We start from the raw sequence: 20,976 nt of genomic DNA, 5'->3' as shown, positions 1-20,976 counted from the left end.
TTGCCGGCCTCCTGGCTGCTTCATCACCGCTTCTTCACCGCCCCTTGATGGCCGGTAAACCGCAGCAATTCCCCCGGTAATGGTCGCGGTAACAATATCCTTAAAGGGAGGTAAAAGTGTTCCGGTACCGGACTGCAACAGTAGTCAAACAGTACTGTAACAGTATTAAAACAGTACTGTAACAGTATTCAAACTGTAATGATACAGTAATGGTATAGTAGTGATACAGTAGGGTAAAAGCGTTCACGAAGCAGGGTAAAAGCGTTCCTGAGGTAGGGTAAAAGCGTTCGTGGTGTATGCCCGGGGTAGGGGAGAAGTATTCCCGGGAAAGTAGAAAAGTATACACAGGTCACGGCAAAAACTATTCCGGTTGCCGCCATCCGGTGGCCTTTGAATAAAAAAGGCCGCCCCGGATAAAGGGCGGCCGCTATTGTAGTATGGGGAGTGGAATAAAAGGCCGGTCCTAAAAAGCAAAACCCACGGTAAGGCCCAGGCCGCGTAAGCCCAGGAAAGGCAGTTTGATGTCCGCACGCACGCCGTCATCCCGCACTTCCGCCTTGATGCCGTTGTCGCCGCCAAGGTCCACCAGGCCTTCCAGGTCGTCCTTCAAGGCAGCGCGGTCCGCCTCGTCGAAGTCGCTCATGTCCGTAAGGCCCTCCAGCTTGCCCGTCATTTTGCCATAATGGCCGCCGATGATGAACAGGTCCACCACCACTCTTTTGGCGATCATGAACTGCCCGCCCAGGATCACCCCGCCGCCGATACCTTTGGAATTGCCTTTCAGGGGCACCAGCGTGTTGCCGGAAGGTTTTTCAAAGTCATATGGGTAATCGTACTTAAAAGCGGCGTAACGGCCGTAAACGCCCGCATAAAAGCCTTTGGCGCCCGGTCTTTTGCCGGTGTATACGCGGAATTCCAGCGTCACGGCATTACCGCTCATCTTCAGCTTGTCCAGCTGCTGGCTGATATCGTCCCCTTCTTCCGCCACAATATCCATTACCTGCTCGCCCAGCGGGCTTTTGGTAATGTTCGTGGATGGCATGAACCGGTACCCGACGGAAGCGGAGATCTTGCGGGTGAGCATCCGCTCGTAAGTAAGGCCGTAATTGGCCAGCGCAATGGTGGACAGGTTGGTCTTGACAATGTTCTTGTAATAGGGGCCGTTGCGTCTGGAAGTTTTTTCCGAAGGGGTGGATGGCTCGTTTTCCGGTGCCTGTTGTTTCTCATCCCGTACCGGCGATGTGGCAACTGAGTCAATAACGGCCTCCTGCGCGCGCAGGCTCATGCTCATGCATAGCGCTGCCGCGGCAAACAGTAAAGTGCGGTTCATAGTTATAGGAATATTTTAATGCGTAAATATAATATTGTGAATTATATTACACAATAATACGATTAGAAATATTTAAGATGTGTAACCGGGTCCGGCACAGCGGCTGAGTGGAGTGTTTATGGAAAACGGGCCGGGATCACATCCTGTATAAAAGGGGCGAAAGGCTCCGCCGGACCGTCGCTGACGGCCTGGTTTCTTTGAACAGGCGGTTTTAGAAGGGTTTGGTGGAACGGGTTGCCATCGCGGCAACAGGAGCGGTGACGCATTGTTTCAGGCAGGGCAACCCATGGGAAAGCCCATGCGTATTGACTCAGACCGGTAATGTCAAAAAGGTAACAAACTCCCGGGAAAGGCGATATACTGAAAGGAAAACGAAGGCAGGAATCCTTACAAAAGGTAAGTAGTGCCCTCCAGTGCCAGGTCTGTGTTCTCAAACACCGGCCGGCTCTCGTCCAGGAAAGGCTGCAACTCTGTGTATTTGGAGCTGAAGTGCCCGATCAGCAGGCGTTTGGCGCCCGCGCGGGCAGCCAGCCCGGCGGCCTGCACCGTGGTGCTGTGGTATCTTTCGGCGGCGCGCTGATGAAGGTCCGCCAGGTAGGTGGTCTCATGATACACCAGGTCCGCATCCTGCATGTAGGGGATCAGGTCTTCGTCGTAGATGCTGTCCGCACAGTACACGTACCGTTTCGGGCGGGGCGGGGGCAGGGTGACCCAGTCGTTTTTGACGATGCTGCCGGTCTTGCTCTCATAGTCTTCCCCATCCTGGAGTTTGGAATAAAACGCGGAAGGTATCTCGTAGGCGCGGGCCTGCTCGGGTATCACCCGGCGTTTGCGGCGCTGCATACTGAAGGAAAAACCGTAGCAGGGAATGCGGTGTTTCACCGGGAAATAACTCACTTCCATGTCTTTGTCGCGGAACAGCAGGCCGGTGGCCTCCGGCAGCAGGGCGTGGAAATGTAGTTCGAAACGCAGGGTAGTAGCGGCTACGCGCAGCTGCATCATCAGGATCTCTTCCAGCTCGGGCGGACCATAAACGGCGAGCGGCTCGGTACGGCCCAGGAGGCTCATGCTGTTGATCAGGCCGATGAGGCCGAAGTAATGGTCGCCATGCAGGTGGCTGATGAAGATGTACCTGATCCTGCTGCGGCGGACTTTATACCGGGTGAGCTGCATCTGGGTGCCTTCCCCGCAGTCTACCAGCATGAGCTGCTCATTGTACGTCACTACCTGTGCTGTGGGATGCCGGTCTGGCGTGGGAATGGCTGAATTGTTACCTAATATCGTTACCGCGAACATATGGCGAAAATAGACATTTATTCATCATCGAGGTTCAGCTCGCGCTCCAGGTCTTCCATCATAACCATGTCGGTGGCTTCAGATTCAGTAGGCACGATATTGAGCATTTCGGGGTACGCAGCGGAGAGATTTTGCGTTAAAGTACTGTTAAGGCCCGTTACAGCCGCACTCAGGCCACGATCGTACTGGCGCATGTATACTGTAAAAATGGCTTTCAGGCCCGCATCGTCCGCGGATTGCAGGGAACGCAGGTCCAGTATAAGGTTTTTCTCTTCCAGCTCACTTATAGCGGCAGCGGAGCTTACAAACGTATCTGACATTTTAGCATCCAGCGTTTCTTCCTCCAGCCGTAATAACACTATTTTTTCTTTGGTATCAATTTTGAATTGCATATTGCCGGATGTTATATTTTTAACATTATAAAAAAAGGACACGCCAAAAAGGAAACCGGTCCGATAAAGATCCTTGCAGAAGTAATCCGAACGAATCAAAAACATCCCTCTTCTCGTAAGTATATTTACCACTCAAGGCCCTTCACCGCAAAAGTAAATCTTAACCAAGAATGTACAAGTATAAAAACTAAATCCAAAGTAAATCCGAAATTTATTTGGTAATATTGTATAAGCGAGCCCCCGTAAGGGTTTAACAAAATCATCTACAATGGATCAGAATTTTTCACCGCAAGTAAAGGAGATCATTTCGTTTAGCAGGGAAGAAGCTTTACGCCTGGGAAATGATTTCATCGGTACGGAACACCTGCTATTGGGTATTATTCGTGAAGGTGAGGGAACGGCTGTAAAAATATTACAGGCTCTGAACGTTGATCTTTATGAATTAAGAAAAGAAGTGGAGTTGGCCATTAAAGATAAGACCGGTAAAAATATCGCGAATATCAACAGCCTCCCGCTTACCCGACAGGCAGAGAAAGTGATCCGTGTAACCGTACTGGAAGCCAAGGCGCTTAAAAGTCCCACCGTGGAAACAGAGCACCTGATGCTGTCCATCCTGAAGAATAAAGAAAACGTATGTACTCAAATCCTTCAACAATTTGACGTGGACTACGATACTTTTAAAAATGAATTGGGCTTCGTAAAATCCGCAGATCCCAAAGCGGAATTCGATGACCCCGGAGAAGAGGAGTTTGAAGACGAACGGAAGAGTTATGCCTCCAAAGCAAAACAAACCAACACCAAGTCTAAAACGCCTGTACTCGACAATTTTGGCCGGGACATTACCAAGCTGGCCGAATCAGGCAGCCTTGACCCGATCGTGGGACGCGAGCAGGAAATCGAACGCGTTTCCCAGATACTCTCACGCCGTAAGAAAAACAATCCCATCCTCATCGGGGAGCCCGGTGTAGGTAAAACCGCCATCGTGGAAGGCCTCGCCCTCCGCATCGTGCAGCGCAAGGTTTCCCGCGTGCTGTTCGACAAAAGGGTGGTAAGCCTCGACCTTGCAGCCCTGGTAGCCGGTACCAAATACCGCGGCCAGTTCGAGGAAAGGATGAAAGCCATCATGAATGAGCTCGAAAAGAACCGGGACGTGATCCTGTTCATCGACGAGATCCATACCATCGTTGGCGCAGGCGGCGCATCAGGTTCCCTGGACGCTTCGAACATCTTCAAGCCCGCCCTCGCAAGAGGTGAGCTCCAGTGCATCGGCGCCTCCACCCTCGATGAGTACCGCATGTACATCGAGAAAGACGGCGCGCTGGACAGACGATTCCAGAAAGTAATGGTAGACCCCCCTTCCGTGGAAGAAACCATCCTCATCCTCAACAACATCAAACAACGTTACGAGGAATACCACAACGTATCCTACACCGATGACGCCATTGACGCCTGCGTAAAACTCAGCGACCGTTACATGACGGACCGCCTGCTGCCGGACAAGGCCATCGACGTACTGGATGAAGTTGGCGCACGCGTCCACCTCAAGAACATCAACGTTCCGCAGAATATCCTCGACCTGGAAAAACAGATCGAAGACATCAAGCAGGAAAAAAATAAGGTCGTGAAGAGCCAGCGCTTTGAAGAAGCCGCCGCCCTCCGCGATACAGAAAAGAAACTCGGCGAAGACCTCGAAAAGGCCAAAGCCGTGTGGGAAGAAGAAGTGAAACACAAACGTTATCCCATCGATGAAGAAGCGATAGCGGAAGTGGTAAGCATGATGACCGGCATCCCCGTAAAACGGATGGTGCAGGCCGAAAACGAGAAGCTGCGCCGTATGGGTGAAGACCTGAAAGGCGCGGTAGTAGGGCAGGACGAGGCCATCTCCAAGGTGACCAAAGCCATCCAGCGTAACCGCGTGGGCCTGAAAGATCCGAAGAAGCCGATCGGTACGTTTATCTTCCTCGGCCCCACCGGTGTCGGTAAAACCGAGCTGGCCAAAGCGCTCGCCAAATACATGTTCGACTCCGAAGATGCCCTTATCCGCATCGACATGAGCGAATACATGGAAAAATTCTCCGTAAGCCGCCTCATCGGCGCGCCTCCGGGATATGTAGGCTACGAAGAAGGCGGTCAGCTCACCGAAAAGGTGCGCCGCAAACCTTACTCCGTGATCCTGCTGGACGAGATCGAGAAAGCACACCCGGATATCTATAATATCCTGCTGCAGGTGCTGGACGATGGTATCCTTACAGACGGCCTGGGCCGCAAGGTGGACTTCAAGAACACCCTGATCATCATGACCTCGAACATTGGCGTTCGCCAGCTGAAAGACTTCGGCGCGGGCGTGGGCTTCACTACCAGCACAAGGGCGGTGAGCGAAGAAGACAATACCAAGGCCGTGATCGAAAAGGCGCTGAAACGCACCTTCTCCCCGGAGTTCCTCAACCGTATAGACGATGTGATCATCTTCAACTCCCTTTCCAGGGACCATATCAAAACCATTATTGATATCACGATGAAAGGAGTGCTGGTAAGGTTGCAGAACCTTGGTTTCAGCCTTGAACTGACAGACGAAGCGAAAGACTTCCTGGCGGAGAAAGGGTACGACCAGCAGTTTGGCGCCCGCCCGCTGCACAGGGCCATCCAGAAATACCTGGAAGATCCCCTGGCGGAAGAGATCCTCAATATGAACATTCATAACGGGGACATCCTGATCGCGGACCTGGATAAGGAAAACCAGAAACTGGTCTTCTCTCTGAAAAATCCTTCGAAGAGTAAGTCAGAGAAATCAGAGGCATAATTTTAAGTATCGATAAAACTTGAGGCTGTCCCGGGTAAAACCGGGGCAGCTTTTTTTTATGCGGGTTCCCCCGGATGGGGGATGAAAAAGCGTCCCAAATACATCCTGAAAAAGGCATCAGAATGACGGTTCTGATGCCTTTTTTATGGCCGGAATATTGTAAAAAATACCCCATTTCCGACTGTTAGTTTTCTTTGTATCTGTTTGGTAACCAGTGCTATGACTGCCACAACGCATTGTTTATATATACCCTAAACATTAAATTAAATAAAAACATTATCGAAATAACGTATTAATCAAAATATATATGTAATATTGTATCAGCATTGTTACCCTGTACTCGGAAGAAGAAAATAATCAGACAAAAAACCGGACTTGGGCCTTCCTGTGTACAATGGTCAGAACAGGCATTATAACATGAGAAATCAACAAACAATCAAATCATATAATCTCTAAAAACTAACAAGTCATATTTTTTAACCTATTACCTATGAGAAAGTCGTTACGCATTGCCAGCCTCATAATGGCATCACTGTTGTTTTTTTCTTACAACAAACTGAAAGCACAGGTCAAAATCGGGGGTGATCCCGCATTTGTGAACCCTGATGCGATCCTCGAACTGGAAAGCAACCGTAAAGGTTTCCTGCTTCCCCGTTTAAACGCCACAGGCTATACCTTTTTGAAAACAAGGAACGTTACGCCGGGTATGGTGATCTACCTGACCGACGCCAGTTCCCACCCGAATGGAAAGGGCTTCTACTTTAAAACCGGTACCGGCAACACGGATGCGGACTGGACCAAGATGCAGGAAGATGACGGATCAGGCGGCTCTCCCTGGAAAATGGGTGGTAACGCGAATGCGACTACCGGCAGCTTCTTCGGTACTCCCACAGGCGTGCCTACTGTGCCCCTGGACTTTAAACTGAATGGTAGCTCAGTTATGACATTTGCCACTACCGGCCGTCTTACCATCCCTTACGCTAATGTGGATGTGGCAGGCGCAGGAGTGAACGATGTGTTGATGATCGGTTCTGATGGCGTGGTGCAGAAACAAAACCTTTCGCTCACTTCTGTGACTTCTCTGAACGCTGTAAAAGGGGACGCGTTACTCCAGGGTGCCGCTTCGCCCTCTAATACGGTAAACACGGCTTCTGCCGCAGGCTCAGGCCAGAACGTGACCCTGACCTTCCCGACGATGTTAGGTGGTGCCAGCCAGACCTACGGTTTCATGACCAAAGCTGATTGGGACAAACTGAATAACATCACCAGCGCTACCGGTTTCACCGTGAAGGACCTGACCCCTGCTGACGCAGTTGCAGGCGCTAAATCCGCTAAACTGGAAAAAGACGTAGCAGCCGGTGCTGACGGCAAATGGATACTCTCCCTGTTTCCCGCTACCGAAACCAACCCTGGTGTGGTAACCGTAGGAAACCAGACTTTCGCGGGTACCAAGACCTTTGACGGCGACATCGCTATTACCAATGTAAACGGTGGCAATGGCGGCCTGATCACTGAGGGCAACATCACCACGAAAGCTAAACTGAACATCGATATCACATCAGACGTCAGCGCAGCAGCTACTACAGTAGACGTGCTCGTTAAAGAAGGCAGCAGCGAAGTGAAAAAACTGTCCATTGACCCTACCAGGCTTGGCAGCGGTGTCAAAACTATCACAGCAAACGGGGCAGCTACCGGAGCTTCTGCTGCACCTGACGGTAAACTGAACTTCGCATTAGATTCCGCCGGTACAAACTTCAATATAGCAACCACCGCCACCGGTGTAACTTTCAACATTCCCAGCGCAAGCGGTGGCAGCCGTGGTTTGGTTAACACCGCCCCCCAGACTTTCGGAGGCGAAAAGACCTTCAGGGACAGCCTGACGGTAGGTGTTGGAAATTCTACTTCAAACTTCAATCTCAACGGTTCCATGTCAGTGAAAGTGCGTACACTGCCAGGCGGTTCCGGAGCGGTACTTGCGACCGATTATATTGTGCAGGTGGCTGGTACTTTAGCTGCTGAACTGAGTGTGACCGTCCCTACAGCTTCCGCGGACAACCTGGGCAGGATCTATATCATCAGGAGGATCCCGGCGGTAGGAACGGATAACAGTATCATCAAAATCTCTGACGACGGCGGTAAACAAATCAGCGGTCGTGCCACTATCGATATTGACGAACCTTACTTCTCCGTAACCCTCATCTCTATGGGTACTACCTGGGAAGTACTCAGCAGATCTGCTTCCAATTACTAAAATTTTGATTGAAAGGAACGGTTACGTATAACCGTAGCCGTTCCTTTATAATCCAAATACTATCCCAATGACCTATCTCTACACCAAAATTTGGAAAACAGCCCTTCTCTCCCTCGCACTCGGGCTGACCATTATTCCGGCTACCGCGCAAATGAAATTCGGCGGTACCAATGAACAAAGGGCTGACGCCATCCTGGAATTAAGCCATACCAAAAAAGGCCTGCTGCTTCCCCGCATCAACGCCGCCGCGCTTGCCGCACATCCGCTGGACACTGCAGCCGCCGGCATGATCGTCTATAATCTGACGGACAACAATCTTTACATCCGGAAAAAGACCGGCCCTACCACCAGCTCATGGGTAGCCATGCAGGAAGTAGGCGGTACCGGCAGTACCTGGACTTTCACAGGTAACAACAACATTAACCCCTCCGTAAATTATTTGGGCTCCACAAACGCCCAGCCTTTGATATTCAAAACAAACAACACCGAAGCCGCGCGTATTTCCGCAAACGGAAGGGTAGGCATTGGCACCGATGCGCCAAACGCCCGCCTGCATGTGAACGGCTCCATGAGCACGAACCTCGCAACATCCGCCGGTAACTATACCATGGCGGATTCCAGCAACGTCGTGATCATGAACAATACAACAGACGCGACTTTCACACTGCAATCCGCCGCCGGCCAGACTGGCAGGGCGATCGAAATTGTAGCTTACAATACAGGCACCGTAATCTTCGCGGGAGCGAATGTAAGAACGCAGGGCGCCGCCAATCCCACCCTTTCACTGGCGCCGGGTTATTCCCTCCGCCTGGTAAGCAATGGGACGGACTGGGCGGTTTCCGGCAAACAACGCAGCGGTATGCCCATGTATCTTGCCACCACAAACGGTACTGGTGAAGGCGAAGTGGTAAGGGATTACAATGGCTACCTCAACAATGGCAGCAGTGTGATACAGACAGACGTAGCGGGTGTACCTGTGAACCCGATCCCGAACGAAGGCGCATGGTTCAGCATGATGATGCAGGCGGTAGGCAGCACTTATTACGGGCAGTTCAACCTGAATGATCACAACGCTTATTTCCGCGGTGGCGAAAGAAACAACGTAGCCACCAGCACCTGGTACAAGTTCCTCAGCCATCCGGCCAAGATCAAATTCTCCGTGCTGGAAAGAGGTACAGACAGTGTTAACTTTAACCAGGAAGATGCCCGCGCGATCGTATTCAGCACCGCAAATACCGCGCGTGTATCCATCACCGGTGAAGGTGCTACGAACTTTAATACGCAGATGATCTACAACGTGACCAATATCACGGGAAACTATAATGTTGCAGCCACCGATTATACAATTGTGATGACGGCGAATGCCAATGCTACTATTAATTTGCCGGATGCGTCCACCTGCATCGGTAGGGTATTGGTGTTTAAAAAAGCGATCACCAATAACAGGACTTTCGCTTTGTCGCCCATGGGCACAGACAGGATCGATGCGGCGGGCGCAGGTACAGACCTTAGTTACACCGGCGCCGCGGTTCGCTGCTGGACCATCCAGGCTACCGGCAACGACCAGTGGATCATTATATCACAATTTTAAACGCAGGCTGACGCTGACATGAAACGCCTTCTCCACATATCATTCCTTCTCCTCCTGCCGCTGCTCATGCGCGCGCAGCAGGGCGTGTACATCGCGCCGGGCGCCCGCATCCAGGTGTCTTCCGGCGAGGTAATGTCCATATACGGTAATGTAGTGAACGACGGGGCTTTTGGCAGCAACCAGACGGCCGTGATCAACTTCTTCGGCAAAACCTGGAACAATGGCACCGGCGGTACCCTGCCCGATGAAAGCACCAACGGCTTCACCGGGAGAGGCGGGCTGTTCCGCTTCTCAGGCAATAACCCGCTTTACGGGAACCTCGGCGCACAACAACTATTTGGCGGTTACAACGTAACCAGCCGCCTGGGCGCCACTTTCCCCAATTTTGATGTGAACAACCGGCTTGGCATATTACTCAGCGACCTGAGCGATATGAAAGTGCGCAATAACCTGAACTTTTCCACCGGCCACCTTTTCCTCAACGGCTGGAACCTCGTGATAGGAAACGGCAATCCCGGCACCGTGACCGGTTACAGCGAGCAGTCCTTCATCATCACCGGCAGCAGCATCGCCGGGGGCTTTGTATACCGGGAACAGATCAACGCCGCCGCCGGCAAAGTGGTGTTCCCCATCGGTACCTCACCCGCCACCTATGCGCCCGCCGCTATCGAATATGCGGGATCGGCGGATGATTTTAAAGCAAGGGTGTTCGACAGCGTGTATCAATACGCCATCTCCGGCCTGGTGAACAAACTGGATTTTACCAACAAAACCTGGAACATGTCCCGTGGCAGAACGGACGCTTCCGAAGCCAATCTCACGCTCCAGCACATGGATGCGGACGAGGGGCGGGATTATTATTCCCAGCGCTCTTCCAGCTACGTAACACGATTTGTGAACAACGCATGGGATTACATGGAGCCTGAAACTTTCCCCACCGCGGGCAACCTCACTACCACCAATACACTGAGAAACGCCACGATGCACGTCCGCCGGTTCAGGGACGGCATCCGCAGCAACGAATATTTTACAAAGGCCTCTATCCTCTACGGGCCGTATGCACCTGCTGTTTTTATTTATTTCAACGCCTGGCGCCTGAACGAAAACTTCGCGCAGCTGGAATGGTCCGTGTCCCGCGAGCTGAACAACGCCTATTTCGAAATAGAGCGCCGGCTGGACAATGACACCGGTTTCGTGAAAGTGGGCCAGCTGGGCTCCCTCGCGCCTAATGGCAATATCAACACCCGCCTGGACTACCGTTATGTGGACCCGAACAGTCACGATGGCTGGAGTTATTACCGCATCAAAGCCGTAGGCCGCAGCAATGGCCGCGTGAGTTATTCAGAGATCAAAGCGGTGCCGCCGTTCCTGCGCATAGAAGTGTTCCCGAACCCGAACCGGGGCCAGTTCACTGTACGGATCCGCGGGGAGCAGACGGAGATCAATATGCATCTTATGAACGCACTGGGTCAACTGATAGAACAGTTTACCATCGCCGGCGAGCGGGACCTGCGTATAGACGGGCTGGCCAAAGGCACCTACCTCCTCGTATTCTACGAAAAAGGCACGAACCGCCTCATGCGTACGCACAAGGTGGTGGTGATAGACAGATAGCAATAATCTCTTTGATTTTTCCGGGATTTACGGCAACTTTGCAGAGGCATCCCAGCCAATGCACATCCTAAAAACCGGGGCTTGAAAAAAATAACCATTACGATAGACGGATACTCCTCCTGCGGGAAGAGCACATTAGCCAAACAACTGGCTAAGAAACTGGGCTATTTGTATATCGACAGTGGCGCGATGTACCGCGCCATCACCCTTTATTTTATTCAGCACACCGTGAACTGGAACGATGCGGAAGCCGTGAAAGAGGCGCTGCGCAGTATCCATCTCGAATTCATCCACAACCAGATCACCGGCCAGAGCGACATGTACCTCAATGACGAGAACGTGGAGCCGCTGATCCGTGAAATGCTGGTAGCGGAAAAGGTGAGCGAAGTGGCGGCAGTCCGCGAAGTGCGTGAGTTTGCCGTGGCACAGCAGCAGAAGATGGGCAAAGAAAGAGGCATTGTAATGGATGGCCGCGACATCGGCACCGTCGTATTCCCGCATGCCGAACTGAAGATCTTTATGACGGCGGACCCCGCCATCCGCGTGGAACGCAGGTTCAAGGAACTGTATGAGAAAAACAGGAATATCACACTGCATGAAGTGAAAGAAAACCTCGAACTCCGCGACTACATCGACTCAAACAGGGAAGTAAGCCCCCTGCGCAAGGCGGATGATGCGATAATCCTGGACAACAGCCAGCTGACCATGCCTGAACAGCTGGATCTCGTGCTGCAGTGGGTGGAAGACGCGATAATGGCACATTCTTCTTGAATTTTTTTTGTATATCAAAAAACGTTATTATCTTTGATTTGTTAAGGGAGCAGCCTCCCTTTAGCGTTAGCTATTAATGTAATAATAACCTCATCCTCCGAAATTCCTGCTATTTAATGGTCTTTGCCCTGCATTCCATGATATGAATGGATAGTAGTCGATACATGCCGCTGATACTATTGGACCAGAAGAAACTTTATACCTGGAAAAGAACCTGAACTTTGTAGCCGTCAGATAAGGATCTGACAAAAGCTCCCGGATAACGCATAGCGGACCCGGTAACTTTGCCGACGCAACACGTTTGGTTCCTGTGTTAGTCCAAAGGCTTTTGAAGCCATATCCGGATTTGTATTATGCAAAAAAGACCATGCTATTAACCGTCTATAAACGAACTGTGATATATATCAGACATCCCTGGGCCTTGGTGCTCAGGCCGTTGTAAAACGCAATGTGGAATACGGGCTAGTGCCCTGTTTCATATTTTCAGTAGGTGTATTCGGTTAATAGGAAAGGGGCGAATTCTTTCGCCCCTTCGCTTTTTTAAGCCGCTATAAACGGACACTTACATATCGCAATTAAATTTTACCTTGTGAAGGCTGTTTGCCTGATAACGCTGACCCCTAATGGTCGCAGGCGGAAAAGCAGCTGTTTTTTTACCTGATACCATGTCTAAAAGAGGGCTCTTTTACCTGTCATGCCTGTTGCTCCTGTGCTGCGGAATCAATTCCTCCGCGCAGGATTCCGTATTGGCGTTCCGCAGTCTCGATTCCGTTAAAAAAATGGCGGACGATACCCTCAAGGTGAATACCTTCATGGCCCAATCCAAAAACTTCTACCGTTATTTCGACCGCAAAAACCAGGAAAATCCTTTCCTCCTGGAAGCCATCACCCTTAGTTCCCGTATAAAATACAATAAAGGCCTGGCGGACGCCTATAACGAAATGGGTACCTCCAAACGTAATAAAAGCCAGTACATCCTGGCCACAGAATACCACGAAAAGGCGCTGGCCGCCGCGGAAGACAGCCGCAACGACCGCCTTATCGCAGTGTCTCTCAACAACATAGGTGTGGATTACCGCCGGCGCGACATGCTGGAGAAAGCCTTCGATTACCACTTCCGCGCCCTGAAGCTGGCCGAAAAGATCAACGACGTCCGTAATATCACCATCGCGACGAACTCCATCGGCAATATCAATCTCAGTGACGGCAAATACGAGGATGCCATCCGCGAATTCACCCGCAGCCTTCGCCTGGAGCAGGAAAGCGACAATGAGCTGGGCGTGGCCATCAACCTCGGCAACCTCGGGTATGCTTACGAATATCTTGGCAAACTGGACCTCGCCATCGATTATTACGAACGGTCCCTGGCCGTGAACCAGCGGCTGGGCAACTCCACCGGCATGTCCATCTGCTACACCTGCCTGGGCACGGCCTACCAGAAAAAGAAAAATTACCCCCTGGCCATGGATTACCTGCAAAAAGCCCTGGAGGTGAACGACCGGGTGGACGATAAGGTGCACGTGGCCGAAAGTTATCTTAGCATCGGCAGGCTGCTGAACGAACAGGGCAAATACGAGGACGCCCGGCACCATATCCGCCAGGCGCTTGAACTCGGGCATCAGTGGGGTTTTAAAAGCGTGCTGATGGAAGGTTATAAGGCCATGGCGGACAATTACAAACGCGAGGGCGACTATGCCCAGTCGCTGGACAATACCAATCTTTCCCTTCAATACAAGGACAGCATCCTGGAAGAACGCTCCAGCACCGAATTCGCCCAGATGAAGGCTATGCATGAGGTATACCGGAAAGACAACCAGATCAAGGAGCTGCAACGCGCCCAGGACCTCAACCAGCTGCGTATCCGGCGAAACCTTGCCCTGGCCATCGCCCTGGCGGGTTTCCTGTTCATGCTCATCGTAGGCGGGTTCTTTTACATCCGCCACCGGAACCTGCAGGCAAACCGGCAGACCCTCCAGCTGGAGCTGCGATCGCTGCGTTCGCAGATGAACCCGCACTTTATTTTTAATTCCCTCAGTTCCATCCACCGCTACATCTGGAGCAACAACCAGGAGGAAGCCAGCGACTACCTCACCAAGTTCTCCAAACTGATGCGCATGATACTGGACAACAGTCAGCATACCTTCATCCCGCTGAATAAAGAACTGGATTCGCTCCGTCTTTACCTGGACCTGGAGGCGCTGCGCTGCAACAACATATTTGATTACCACATAGCCGTGGGTGAAAATATCAACGAGGAAGAAGTGCTCATCCCGCCGATGATCATCCAGCCTTACGTGGAGAATGCTATCTGGCATGGGCTGGTGCACCGGGAGGCAAAGGGCCGGCTTGAAATATCCGTGTCGCTCAAAGGGAAAGTGCTGGAAGTGGTGGTGACGGACAACGGCATCGGCCGCAAGATGGCGATGGAGATCAAGGAGAAAAAAGACAGGATGCACAATTCCATGGGGATGAAAGTGACGGAAGGCCGCATTGCCCTGATCCGCAAGATCAATAATACCAAAGATGCAAACGTGGAGATCCTGGACCTGCGGGACAATGGGGGGCAGGCCACCGGCACGCAGGTGAGGATCGTATTGCCGGCAGAGTTCCTGTTTTAAAATAAGGTTGCAGAGAATAATAAATTACATCACACATGAGCGAGATCAAAGCCATTATCGTTGACGATGAGCAGCACTGTATTGATGCATTGCAGGCGATGCTGCAGAAAAAATGCCCGGAAGTGACCGTACTGGCCGGGGTGAACAGCGTTCGGGAAGCCCGGCAGCTGATAGACGAGCTGCAGCCGGACCTTGTGTTCCTGGATGTGGAAATGCCGCATCAGAACGGGTTCGAATTGTTGAAGCTGTTTGATAAGGTCACCTTTGACGTGATATTCACCACCGCTTACGAACAATACGCGCTGAAAGCCATCAAGTTCAACGCACTGGATTACCTGCTCAAACCTTTTAGTGTACAGGAATTGCAGGAAGCGCTCCGCAAATTCCATGAAAGGCGCATGCAAAAGCAGGATACTGCTATCGCGCCGCTGGAAGTGTTTTTGCAGAACATGAAAACTTTGCAGCAGACGAATAAAAAGATCGCGCTGCCGACCATCAACGGCCTGGTGTTTATGCCCGTGCAGAACATTGTGCGCTGCGAATCCACCGGCAACTATACCAAGATATTTTTTACGGACAAAAAGCAGCTGCTGGTGTCCAAACCGCTGAAGGAATTTGAAGAGCTGCTCACGGATGTGGATTTTTTCCGTGTGCATAATTCTCACCTGATCAATCTTCAGCAGATGGATTCCTACCTGCAGGGCGAAGGAGGTTTCGCGCTGATGAGCGACGGCACACAGGTAGAAGTGTCACGCCGGCGTAAGGCGGAATTCCTGAAAAAGGCGATGCATTTCTAAACGCCGTATTTCCGCATCCAATTTTATGCTCATTCTTGCCAGTTATCGCCTATACGATACCGGATATTAAATACCGGTTGCAGACTGCTCAACGGCGTATTACTTTTGTATCACACAAAAAGAAAGTCGATTGTTTGTTACAACGAATAAGAATTTTCTCTGCATTACTAGCGTTTGATTAGCCCCAAAGGAAAAAGGCACCTTCTGGTGTCTTTTTTGTTTTTATTAAGCCTGTAGTGGATTTCAAGGTGCCGGGCATAAGTCATGGAATAACTTTCGCGGATAGGTGGGTGCTCCGCAACCGATTGTAAGAAATGAACCCCGGAGGATAAAATACCCGGATATAACAATCTCCAGTTCACCGGAAATCACCAAACCGGGCTTACCAGTTATCAGCTAAAGCGGTTTCCGCTTCGCTGGTGCCTTTGAAAAGACGGAATTACCCAGCAAAAGCCGCCGCTGCTTCATCAACCTTTTCTTCCAGCCCGTAAAACGACAATAGTTTCCGTATCACCGCTTCCACGATAGCGTCGGGGCAGCTGGCCCCGCTCGTGAGCAGGAGGGTCACCGGTTCTTTTTCCGGGAGGAAACGAAAGCTGTGCAGTTCCTGGCTATGATGGAAGTCATAGTGGAGCAGTTCATTCCGGGAAAGAAGTTTTTCCTCGGATGATATAAAATAAGTAGGGAGTTTTTCTTCACATAGTTCCACGAGGTGGGAGGTGTTGGAACTGTTATAGCCGCCCACCACGATTGCCAGGTCCGCGGCGGATTCCAGCATACCGGTCACGGCCGTCTGGTTGTCGTTCGTGGCATAACAAAGCGTGTCCCGGGTATCGGCAAACCTTTCGGAGATGCGGTCTTCCGGCAGTGCATATTTCTCCTGGATGGCCTGTTTCACATAATCCGCGATGGCCTGCGTTTCGGATGCCAGCATAGTGGTCTGGTTCACCACGCCCACGCGTTCCAGGTGTCTGGTCACATCAAAACCTTCGGAATACTGCCCCTTGAACTCTTCGTAAAAGCCCTCCGCCGGCGTTTCGCCTTTGATATAGGCCGCCAGGCGATGCGTCTGCTCCATGTCTTTCACCACGATGGTGGGCGTATGGGAACGGCTGTGGGAGAAGGTGGCCCGGGTTTCCTCGTGTTTGGGTTTGCCATGTACGATCACGGTGTATTCTTTCGCGCCGATCTGCTCTGCTTTGTTCCATACCCTTTCCACGAAAGGGCAGGTGGTATTGTACTGTAAGGGTGTGATACCCAGCGATTGCAGCCTGGATTCTATCTCGAGGGTGGTGCCAAAGGCGGGGATGATCACGATATCGTCCGGCCGGAGGTCTTCCCAGGGGATCAGCTGTTTACCGGAAGTATCCATCAGGAAACGTACGCCACGGCTCAGCAGATCGCTGTTCACCTGGGGGTTGTGGATCATTTCACTGAGCAGGAAGATACGTTTGCCCTCGTTTTCCTCCACGGTCCTGAATGCGATCTCGATGGCGTTCTCCACGCCGTAGCAGAACCCGAAATGCCGGGCCAGCAATATACGGAGCGGTCCAAAATCCAGGAGGGTAGGGCTGAAGTCTTTCTTCATGCGGTCCTGCTGTTTTCTTTGCTGTTTGATGGCGGAGATCAGCGGGCTGCGGTATATGATGGGTACGTTGAATGTTTTCATGCGTTGGTCTGGCCGGGCCTCCCCGGGTTTGGTGCAAAATTACGAAACTATTAAGCTAGAAAAACTACCCGTTTTCCGGAATCCTTTTTTTCGCATTCACACATTTTATACTTATCTTGTAATGGCCTTAAAAAACCTATGCGTTGAAAACATCCAAAATCTTGCTGACAGGCTTATGCCTGCTCTTTGCAGTATCCGTAACCCGGGCTCAGAGCCCTAAACACTTCCGGGATTCTCTCATTGCCCAGGCGGTAAAAAAGCTCATAGACAGCAGGCAGTTTATTTTCTTCGTACAGTCAGTAATGGCCCCGGGCGGGCAAAACTTGCCCATGGCGGGAGAGAACTATACTTTCCGGATCAGGACGGACAGCGTGCAGCTGAACCTGCCCTACGTGGGGCGTGGCCACCAGGCCGTCACCGATTTCAGCCAGACGGGTTTTACTTTTAAGGCGGGCAATATCGATTATTCAGTCAAGGAAAGGAAAAAAGGCGGCTGGGACGTGACCATCCCGCTGCACAATTCCACCAACGTGAGCCTGATCGTGCTGAACGTTCTGAAGAACGGCTCGGCTACCCTTCACCTCACGCCCAGGAGCAGGCAACCGATCTCCTACCAGGGAAATATCGCAGAGAAAGAATGAGCGGATGCATGACCGTAGGCAGACAAATCGGGTAAACGGCCCGGAATACATTATCCTTATGCGGTCTTTTGTTACGCGTAAAGCGTACGCTTTATATAATCGCCGTATTATCTTCCGGAATAAATACTCCGGTTTGTATATGATAAAGTATTGCAGCAATTCACTGTCACTGTTACTGCTGGCCGCCTTTGCGCTGCCTGCCAGGGCGGAGCGCCTTCCTTCGGGCGATTCCACCGTAGTTACCCTGTACAGCAATGGGTACGTGTATCCTAAGGCGGACCGCGGTACGGGATACATTTCCCGCAACGGCCTTACCGCCTGGAAAGACGCCAGCCTCTTTTCGCGGACCTATTTTGTGACCGCGAAGACGGGTAAGCTGGATGTATCGCTCACCCTGAAATCCTCAGCCCCCGCGAAGCTGAAGGTGGAGCTGGAAGGCAGGGAGATGGTGCTGAGCGTGCCGGCCACCGAAGGCCTCGTAACGCTGCCCGTTGGTACCTTCAGCGTGAAGCAGCCCGGGTATCATTTTGTGAAAGTGACCGCCGCGGACAGCAAAAGCACACAACTGCCGGATATTACGGCGCTGGTGCTGAAAGGCGATGCGGCCGAAGGTGCAAAAGCGAATACCAGTCAATATAAAAGCGCACCCGCCACCCATCTCAGCTACCCCTTCCCGAAGGATACGCTGGCGGAGTGGTTCTACAACGAGATATCCGTACCGGCGGACGCGCAGCCGCTACACGCCTATTACATGGTGAATGGCTGGAGCGGCGGGTACTTTGGTATCCAGATCAATTCCCCCACGGAGCGCCGCGTGCTGTTTTCAGTGTGGAGCGCGTTCAGTACGGACAATCCGAAGGACATTCCGGAGGAATACCGGGTGAAGCTGATCAAAAAAGGGGCGGACGTAACCGTGAACGATTTCGGGAATGAAGGTTCAGGTGGCCAGAGCTACTGGCGCTTCAACTGGAAAGCCGAAACCACTTATAAATTATTGCTGCGGGGAAAACCTTCAGGCGATCATACCGTTTATTCCGCATGGTTTTATGACCCTGCAACGTCTAAATGGAAATTTATGGCCACCTGGGACAAACCGAAGTCGGGGAAATACCTTTCCGGTCTTTACTCTTTCGTGGAAAACTTCGGTTCCAACGGCGATGATCTTTTTAAAGCCCGCTACGGCAACCAGTGGATCCGCACCGCAAACGGCCAGTGGATAGAGCTGACGCAGGCGCGTTTTTCCACCACGGCCGACGCCGAAAAACATCCGCGGTTCGATATCGGCAGCGGGGTGGAAAATGGAATGTTCTACATGTTCTCCGGCGGTTTCCGCGAAGTGGGCACCACGAAGAAAGGGGACATTCAAACCAGGCCGGCCGTCAAAACGCCGCCTGTTGTAGACCTTGAGGGTCTGCCAAGAGAATAGGATTTTACGTTTACTGATAAACAATCTGATCAGGCCCCGGTTCCCCGGGGCTTACCTTTTTTAAAAAGGTGCCGCCGGATCATCTTTTCAGGCAGGTCTGAAGGGTGTGATGCAGCTGGTGGAAGTTGATGGGTTTTTGCAGGAAAGCTTCGGCGCCCGCGTCCATCAGTATCTGGCGGGTATCCTGGTAGGCGTCCCCGGTGGCCATGATCACAGGGATGTGTTTCAGGCCGGCCGTTTGTTTCATCTGCAACAAGGCTTCTTTCCCGTCCATCACCGGCATGTGATAGTCGAGTATCATCAGGTCAGGGGTTTCTATTTCGGCCTGCTGCAGGGCTTCCAGCCCATTGATGGTCATGGTTACGCGGCAGCCCAGCTGGCGCAGGTATTTGGCCAGCAGGATATTGTTCATATCGTTGTCGTCCGCGATCAATACGTGCATGTTAAACGCATGTTCCAGCTCTTCCTGTGTTTCTTCCGGCAGCATGGACGCATCCCCTTCGCGCAGCGGCAGGGTGACGGTGAAAGTGGTATATTCTCCCGGCGTGCTTTTCACGGCAATATTACCGCCGAGCGCCATGGTTTTGATGCGGGTGATGAACAGGCCCAGGCCGGTGCCTTCCACCTGCACATTACGGTGCGTTACAAACGGCTCGAAGATATGATCCAGTTTGTCTTTCGGAATACCGGCGCCGGTATTGGTCACGCGTATCTGCCAGGTATTTTGCGCGCCTTCAATACGCACGGTCACTTCGCTGTGTTTGTTGCCATACTGGATGGCGTTGGACAGCAGGTTTGCCATGATCACATGCAGCGTATGCGGGTCGCCTTTGATGAGGGCGGGCATATGCTCCATTTCGAACCGCAGCTGGATGTTGCGGTACAGGGCTATCACCCGGTGGCTTTGCAGGATGTTTTCAAAAAAAGGCAGCAGGCGGATCACCGTTTCTTCATTACTGTCGCTTTTGCCGGACTCATGCCGGGCCATGTCCAGTACATTCGCCAGGATGTTCCCCGCGGTACTGCCCGCTGCAAGCATATGATCGGTGAGCGCTTCGATGTTCCGCGCGTCCGGCTTGTAACGCAGCTCGCGTTTGATGAGCTGTGCGGCCAGCATCACCGCGTTCAGCGGGGTGCGCAGTTCGTGGGTGATCTGGTAAAAAAACACACGCCTGAAATCGCTGCTGCGCACGTATTGCCTGCCCGTCACGATGATGAGCAGCAGCACGCCGCCCATAGAGCACCATTTGAAAATAAAACCGGTAGTATGGCTGAGGGGAATGATGCCCGTCACGCCGTTGAAATAACATATTTCCAATGTTGCCAGTGTTGCAATGGCCATGGCAAGGCAGCAACGGCGGATGACCGTGCTGTTGAAAATGAGATAGGTAGCGGCGATGAGGAATACGACCATCAGCTGCAGCATCAGTATTTCTCCCAATACGATCCCGAAATACAATACAGCGGCGCATTGCAGGCAAAAGATCAGTAAAGCGGCGGCGGTGAACCTGCGGTAATGGTTGAGCAGGAGGGCGGAGAATGCAATAAGACACTCTGCTGTTGCTGGCAGAAGGATCAACAGGTTTTGTGTAAGAAACCAGAACAATGCGCCGATCACTAAAATCAGGCTGCCGAGCGAGACGCTCAGGGTATTCACGAGGACTATGCTTTTAACGGCGGCTTCGTCGTTTATGCCTCCTGTGCCTGTTCTAACAATAGACGAAATGATCCCCGGTATTCGTATGGACCAGATTGTAGCCATGATTGGGGCCGTCTTATT

Annotated in this window: 14 protein-coding genes; 9 read left to right on the top strand and 5 right to left on the bottom strand. The window is 51.9% G+C overall.

The window, feature by feature from the left end; translation table 11 throughout:
• Nucleotides 1-463 precede the first annotated feature (463 nt).
• The 3 genes from EG028_RS05040 to EG028_RS05030 all read right to left on the bottom strand — a co-directional run bounded on the left by EG028_RS05040 (nucleotide 464) and on the right by EG028_RS05030 (nucleotide 3,018).
• Nucleotides 464-1,330 (bottom strand): DUF3575 domain-containing protein, encoded by an 867-nt coding sequence (locus EG028_RS05040; protein WP_120515299.1) that lies wholly within the window; start codon nucleotides 1,328-1,330, stop codon nucleotides 464-466.
• Nucleotides 1,331-1,717: 387 nt separating this feature from the next.
• Nucleotides 1,718-2,626 (bottom strand): ribonuclease Z, encoded by a 909-nt coding sequence (locus tag EG028_RS05035; RefSeq protein ID WP_120515300.1) that lies wholly within the window; start codon nucleotides 2,624-2,626, stop codon nucleotides 1,718-1,720.
• 17 nt (nucleotides 2,627-2,643) lie between these two features.
• On the bottom strand, nucleotides 2,644-3,018 hold the full coding sequence (locus EG028_RS05030; protein WP_123864561.1) for an STAS domain-containing protein: 375 nt from the start codon (nucleotides 3,016-3,018) through the stop codon (nucleotides 2,644-2,646).
• A gap of 268 nt (nucleotides 3,019-3,286) precedes the next feature.
• On the opposite strand from EG028_RS05030, the gene EG028_RS05025 reads away from it, so the two are divergent.
• The 7 genes from EG028_RS05025 (at nucleotide 3,287) to EG028_RS04995 (ending at nucleotide 15,460) form a co-directional block, all read left to right on the top strand.
• Complete coding sequence (locus EG028_RS05025) at nucleotides 3,287-5,818, top strand: ATP-dependent Clp protease ATP-binding subunit (RefSeq protein WP_120515302.1); 2,532 nt, start codon at nucleotides 3,287-3,289, stop codon at nucleotides 5,816-5,818.
• A 490-nt stretch (nucleotides 5,819-6,308) separates the two neighbouring features.
• Entirely contained in the window at nucleotides 6,309-8,069 is a 1,761-nt protein-coding gene (locus EG028_RS05020) for a hypothetical protein (protein ID WP_123864560.1), read from the top strand.
• 67 nt (nucleotides 8,070-8,136) lie between these two features.
• The gene (locus tag EG028_RS05015) at nucleotides 8,137-9,660 is read left to right on the top strand and encodes a hypothetical protein (protein ID WP_120515304.1); all 1,524 of its coding nucleotides are present in this window, start codon (nucleotides 8,137-8,139) and stop codon (nucleotides 9,658-9,660) included.
• 18 nt (nucleotides 9,661-9,678) lie between these two features.
• The gene (locus tag EG028_RS05010) at nucleotides 9,679-11,274 is read left to right on the top strand and encodes a T9SS type A sorting domain-containing protein (protein ID WP_120515305.1); all 1,596 of its coding nucleotides are present in this window, start codon (nucleotides 9,679-9,681) and stop codon (nucleotides 11,272-11,274) included.
• 81 nt (nucleotides 11,275-11,355) lie between these two features.
• Nucleotides 11,356-12,045, top strand: coding sequence for a (d)CMP kinase (gene cmk / locus EG028_RS05005; protein WP_120515306.1), 690 nt, complete (start codon nucleotides 11,356-11,358; stop codon nucleotides 12,043-12,045).
• Nucleotides 12,046-12,710: 665 nt separating this feature from the next.
• A complete protein-coding gene (locus EG028_RS05000) occupies nucleotides 12,711-14,663 on the top strand; it encodes a tetratricopeptide repeat-containing sensor histidine kinase (protein WP_162946289.1) in 1,953 nt (650 codons plus the stop codon).
• 35 nt (nucleotides 14,664-14,698) lie between these two features.
• On the top strand, nucleotides 14,699-15,460 hold the full coding sequence (locus EG028_RS04995) for a LytR/AlgR family response regulator transcription factor (protein WP_120515308.1): 762 nt from the start codon (nucleotides 14,699-14,701) through the stop codon (nucleotides 15,458-15,460).
• 439 nt (nucleotides 15,461-15,899) lie between these two features.
• On the opposite strand, the gene EG028_RS04990 is transcribed toward EG028_RS04995, so the two are convergent.
• Nucleotides 15,900-17,129: a 4-hydroxy-3-methylbut-2-enyl diphosphate reductase gene (locus EG028_RS04990; RefSeq protein WP_120515309.1), complete on the bottom strand. Its 1,230-nt coding sequence runs from the start codon at nucleotides 17,127-17,129 to the stop codon at nucleotides 15,900-15,902.
• A gap of 143 nt (nucleotides 17,130-17,272) precedes the next feature.
• Between EG028_RS04990 and EG028_RS04985 the strand changes: the two genes are divergently transcribed.
• Nucleotides 17,273-17,770 (top strand): DUF4251 domain-containing protein, encoded by a 498-nt coding sequence (locus EG028_RS04985; RefSeq protein WP_120515310.1) that lies wholly within the window; start codon nucleotides 17,273-17,275, stop codon nucleotides 17,768-17,770.
• A gap of 139 nt (nucleotides 17,771-17,909) precedes the next feature.
• A complete protein-coding gene (locus EG028_RS04980; RefSeq protein ID WP_162946291.1) occupies nucleotides 17,910-19,196 on the top strand; it encodes a DUF3472 domain-containing protein in 1,287 nt (428 codons plus the stop codon).
• A gap of 79 nt (nucleotides 19,197-19,275) precedes the next feature.
• Here EG028_RS04980 and EG028_RS04975 read toward each other — a convergent pair whose 3' ends face one another.
• The gene (locus tag EG028_RS04975) at nucleotides 19,276-20,958 is read right to left on the bottom strand and encodes an ATP-binding response regulator (RefSeq protein ID WP_120515312.1); all 1,683 of its coding nucleotides are present in this window, start codon (nucleotides 20,956-20,958) and stop codon (nucleotides 19,276-19,278) included.
• Nucleotides 20,959-20,976: the final 18 nt, after the last annotated feature.

It is taken from the genome of Chitinophaga barathri, from assembly GCF_003807585.1.
Classification (GTDB): Bacteria; Bacteroidota; Bacteroidia; order Chitinophagales; family Chitinophagaceae; genus Chitinophaga; species Chitinophaga barathri.
The sequence above is the reverse complement of the archived record's forward strand: the minus strand, read 5'-3'. Positions and strand labels throughout refer to the sequence as shown.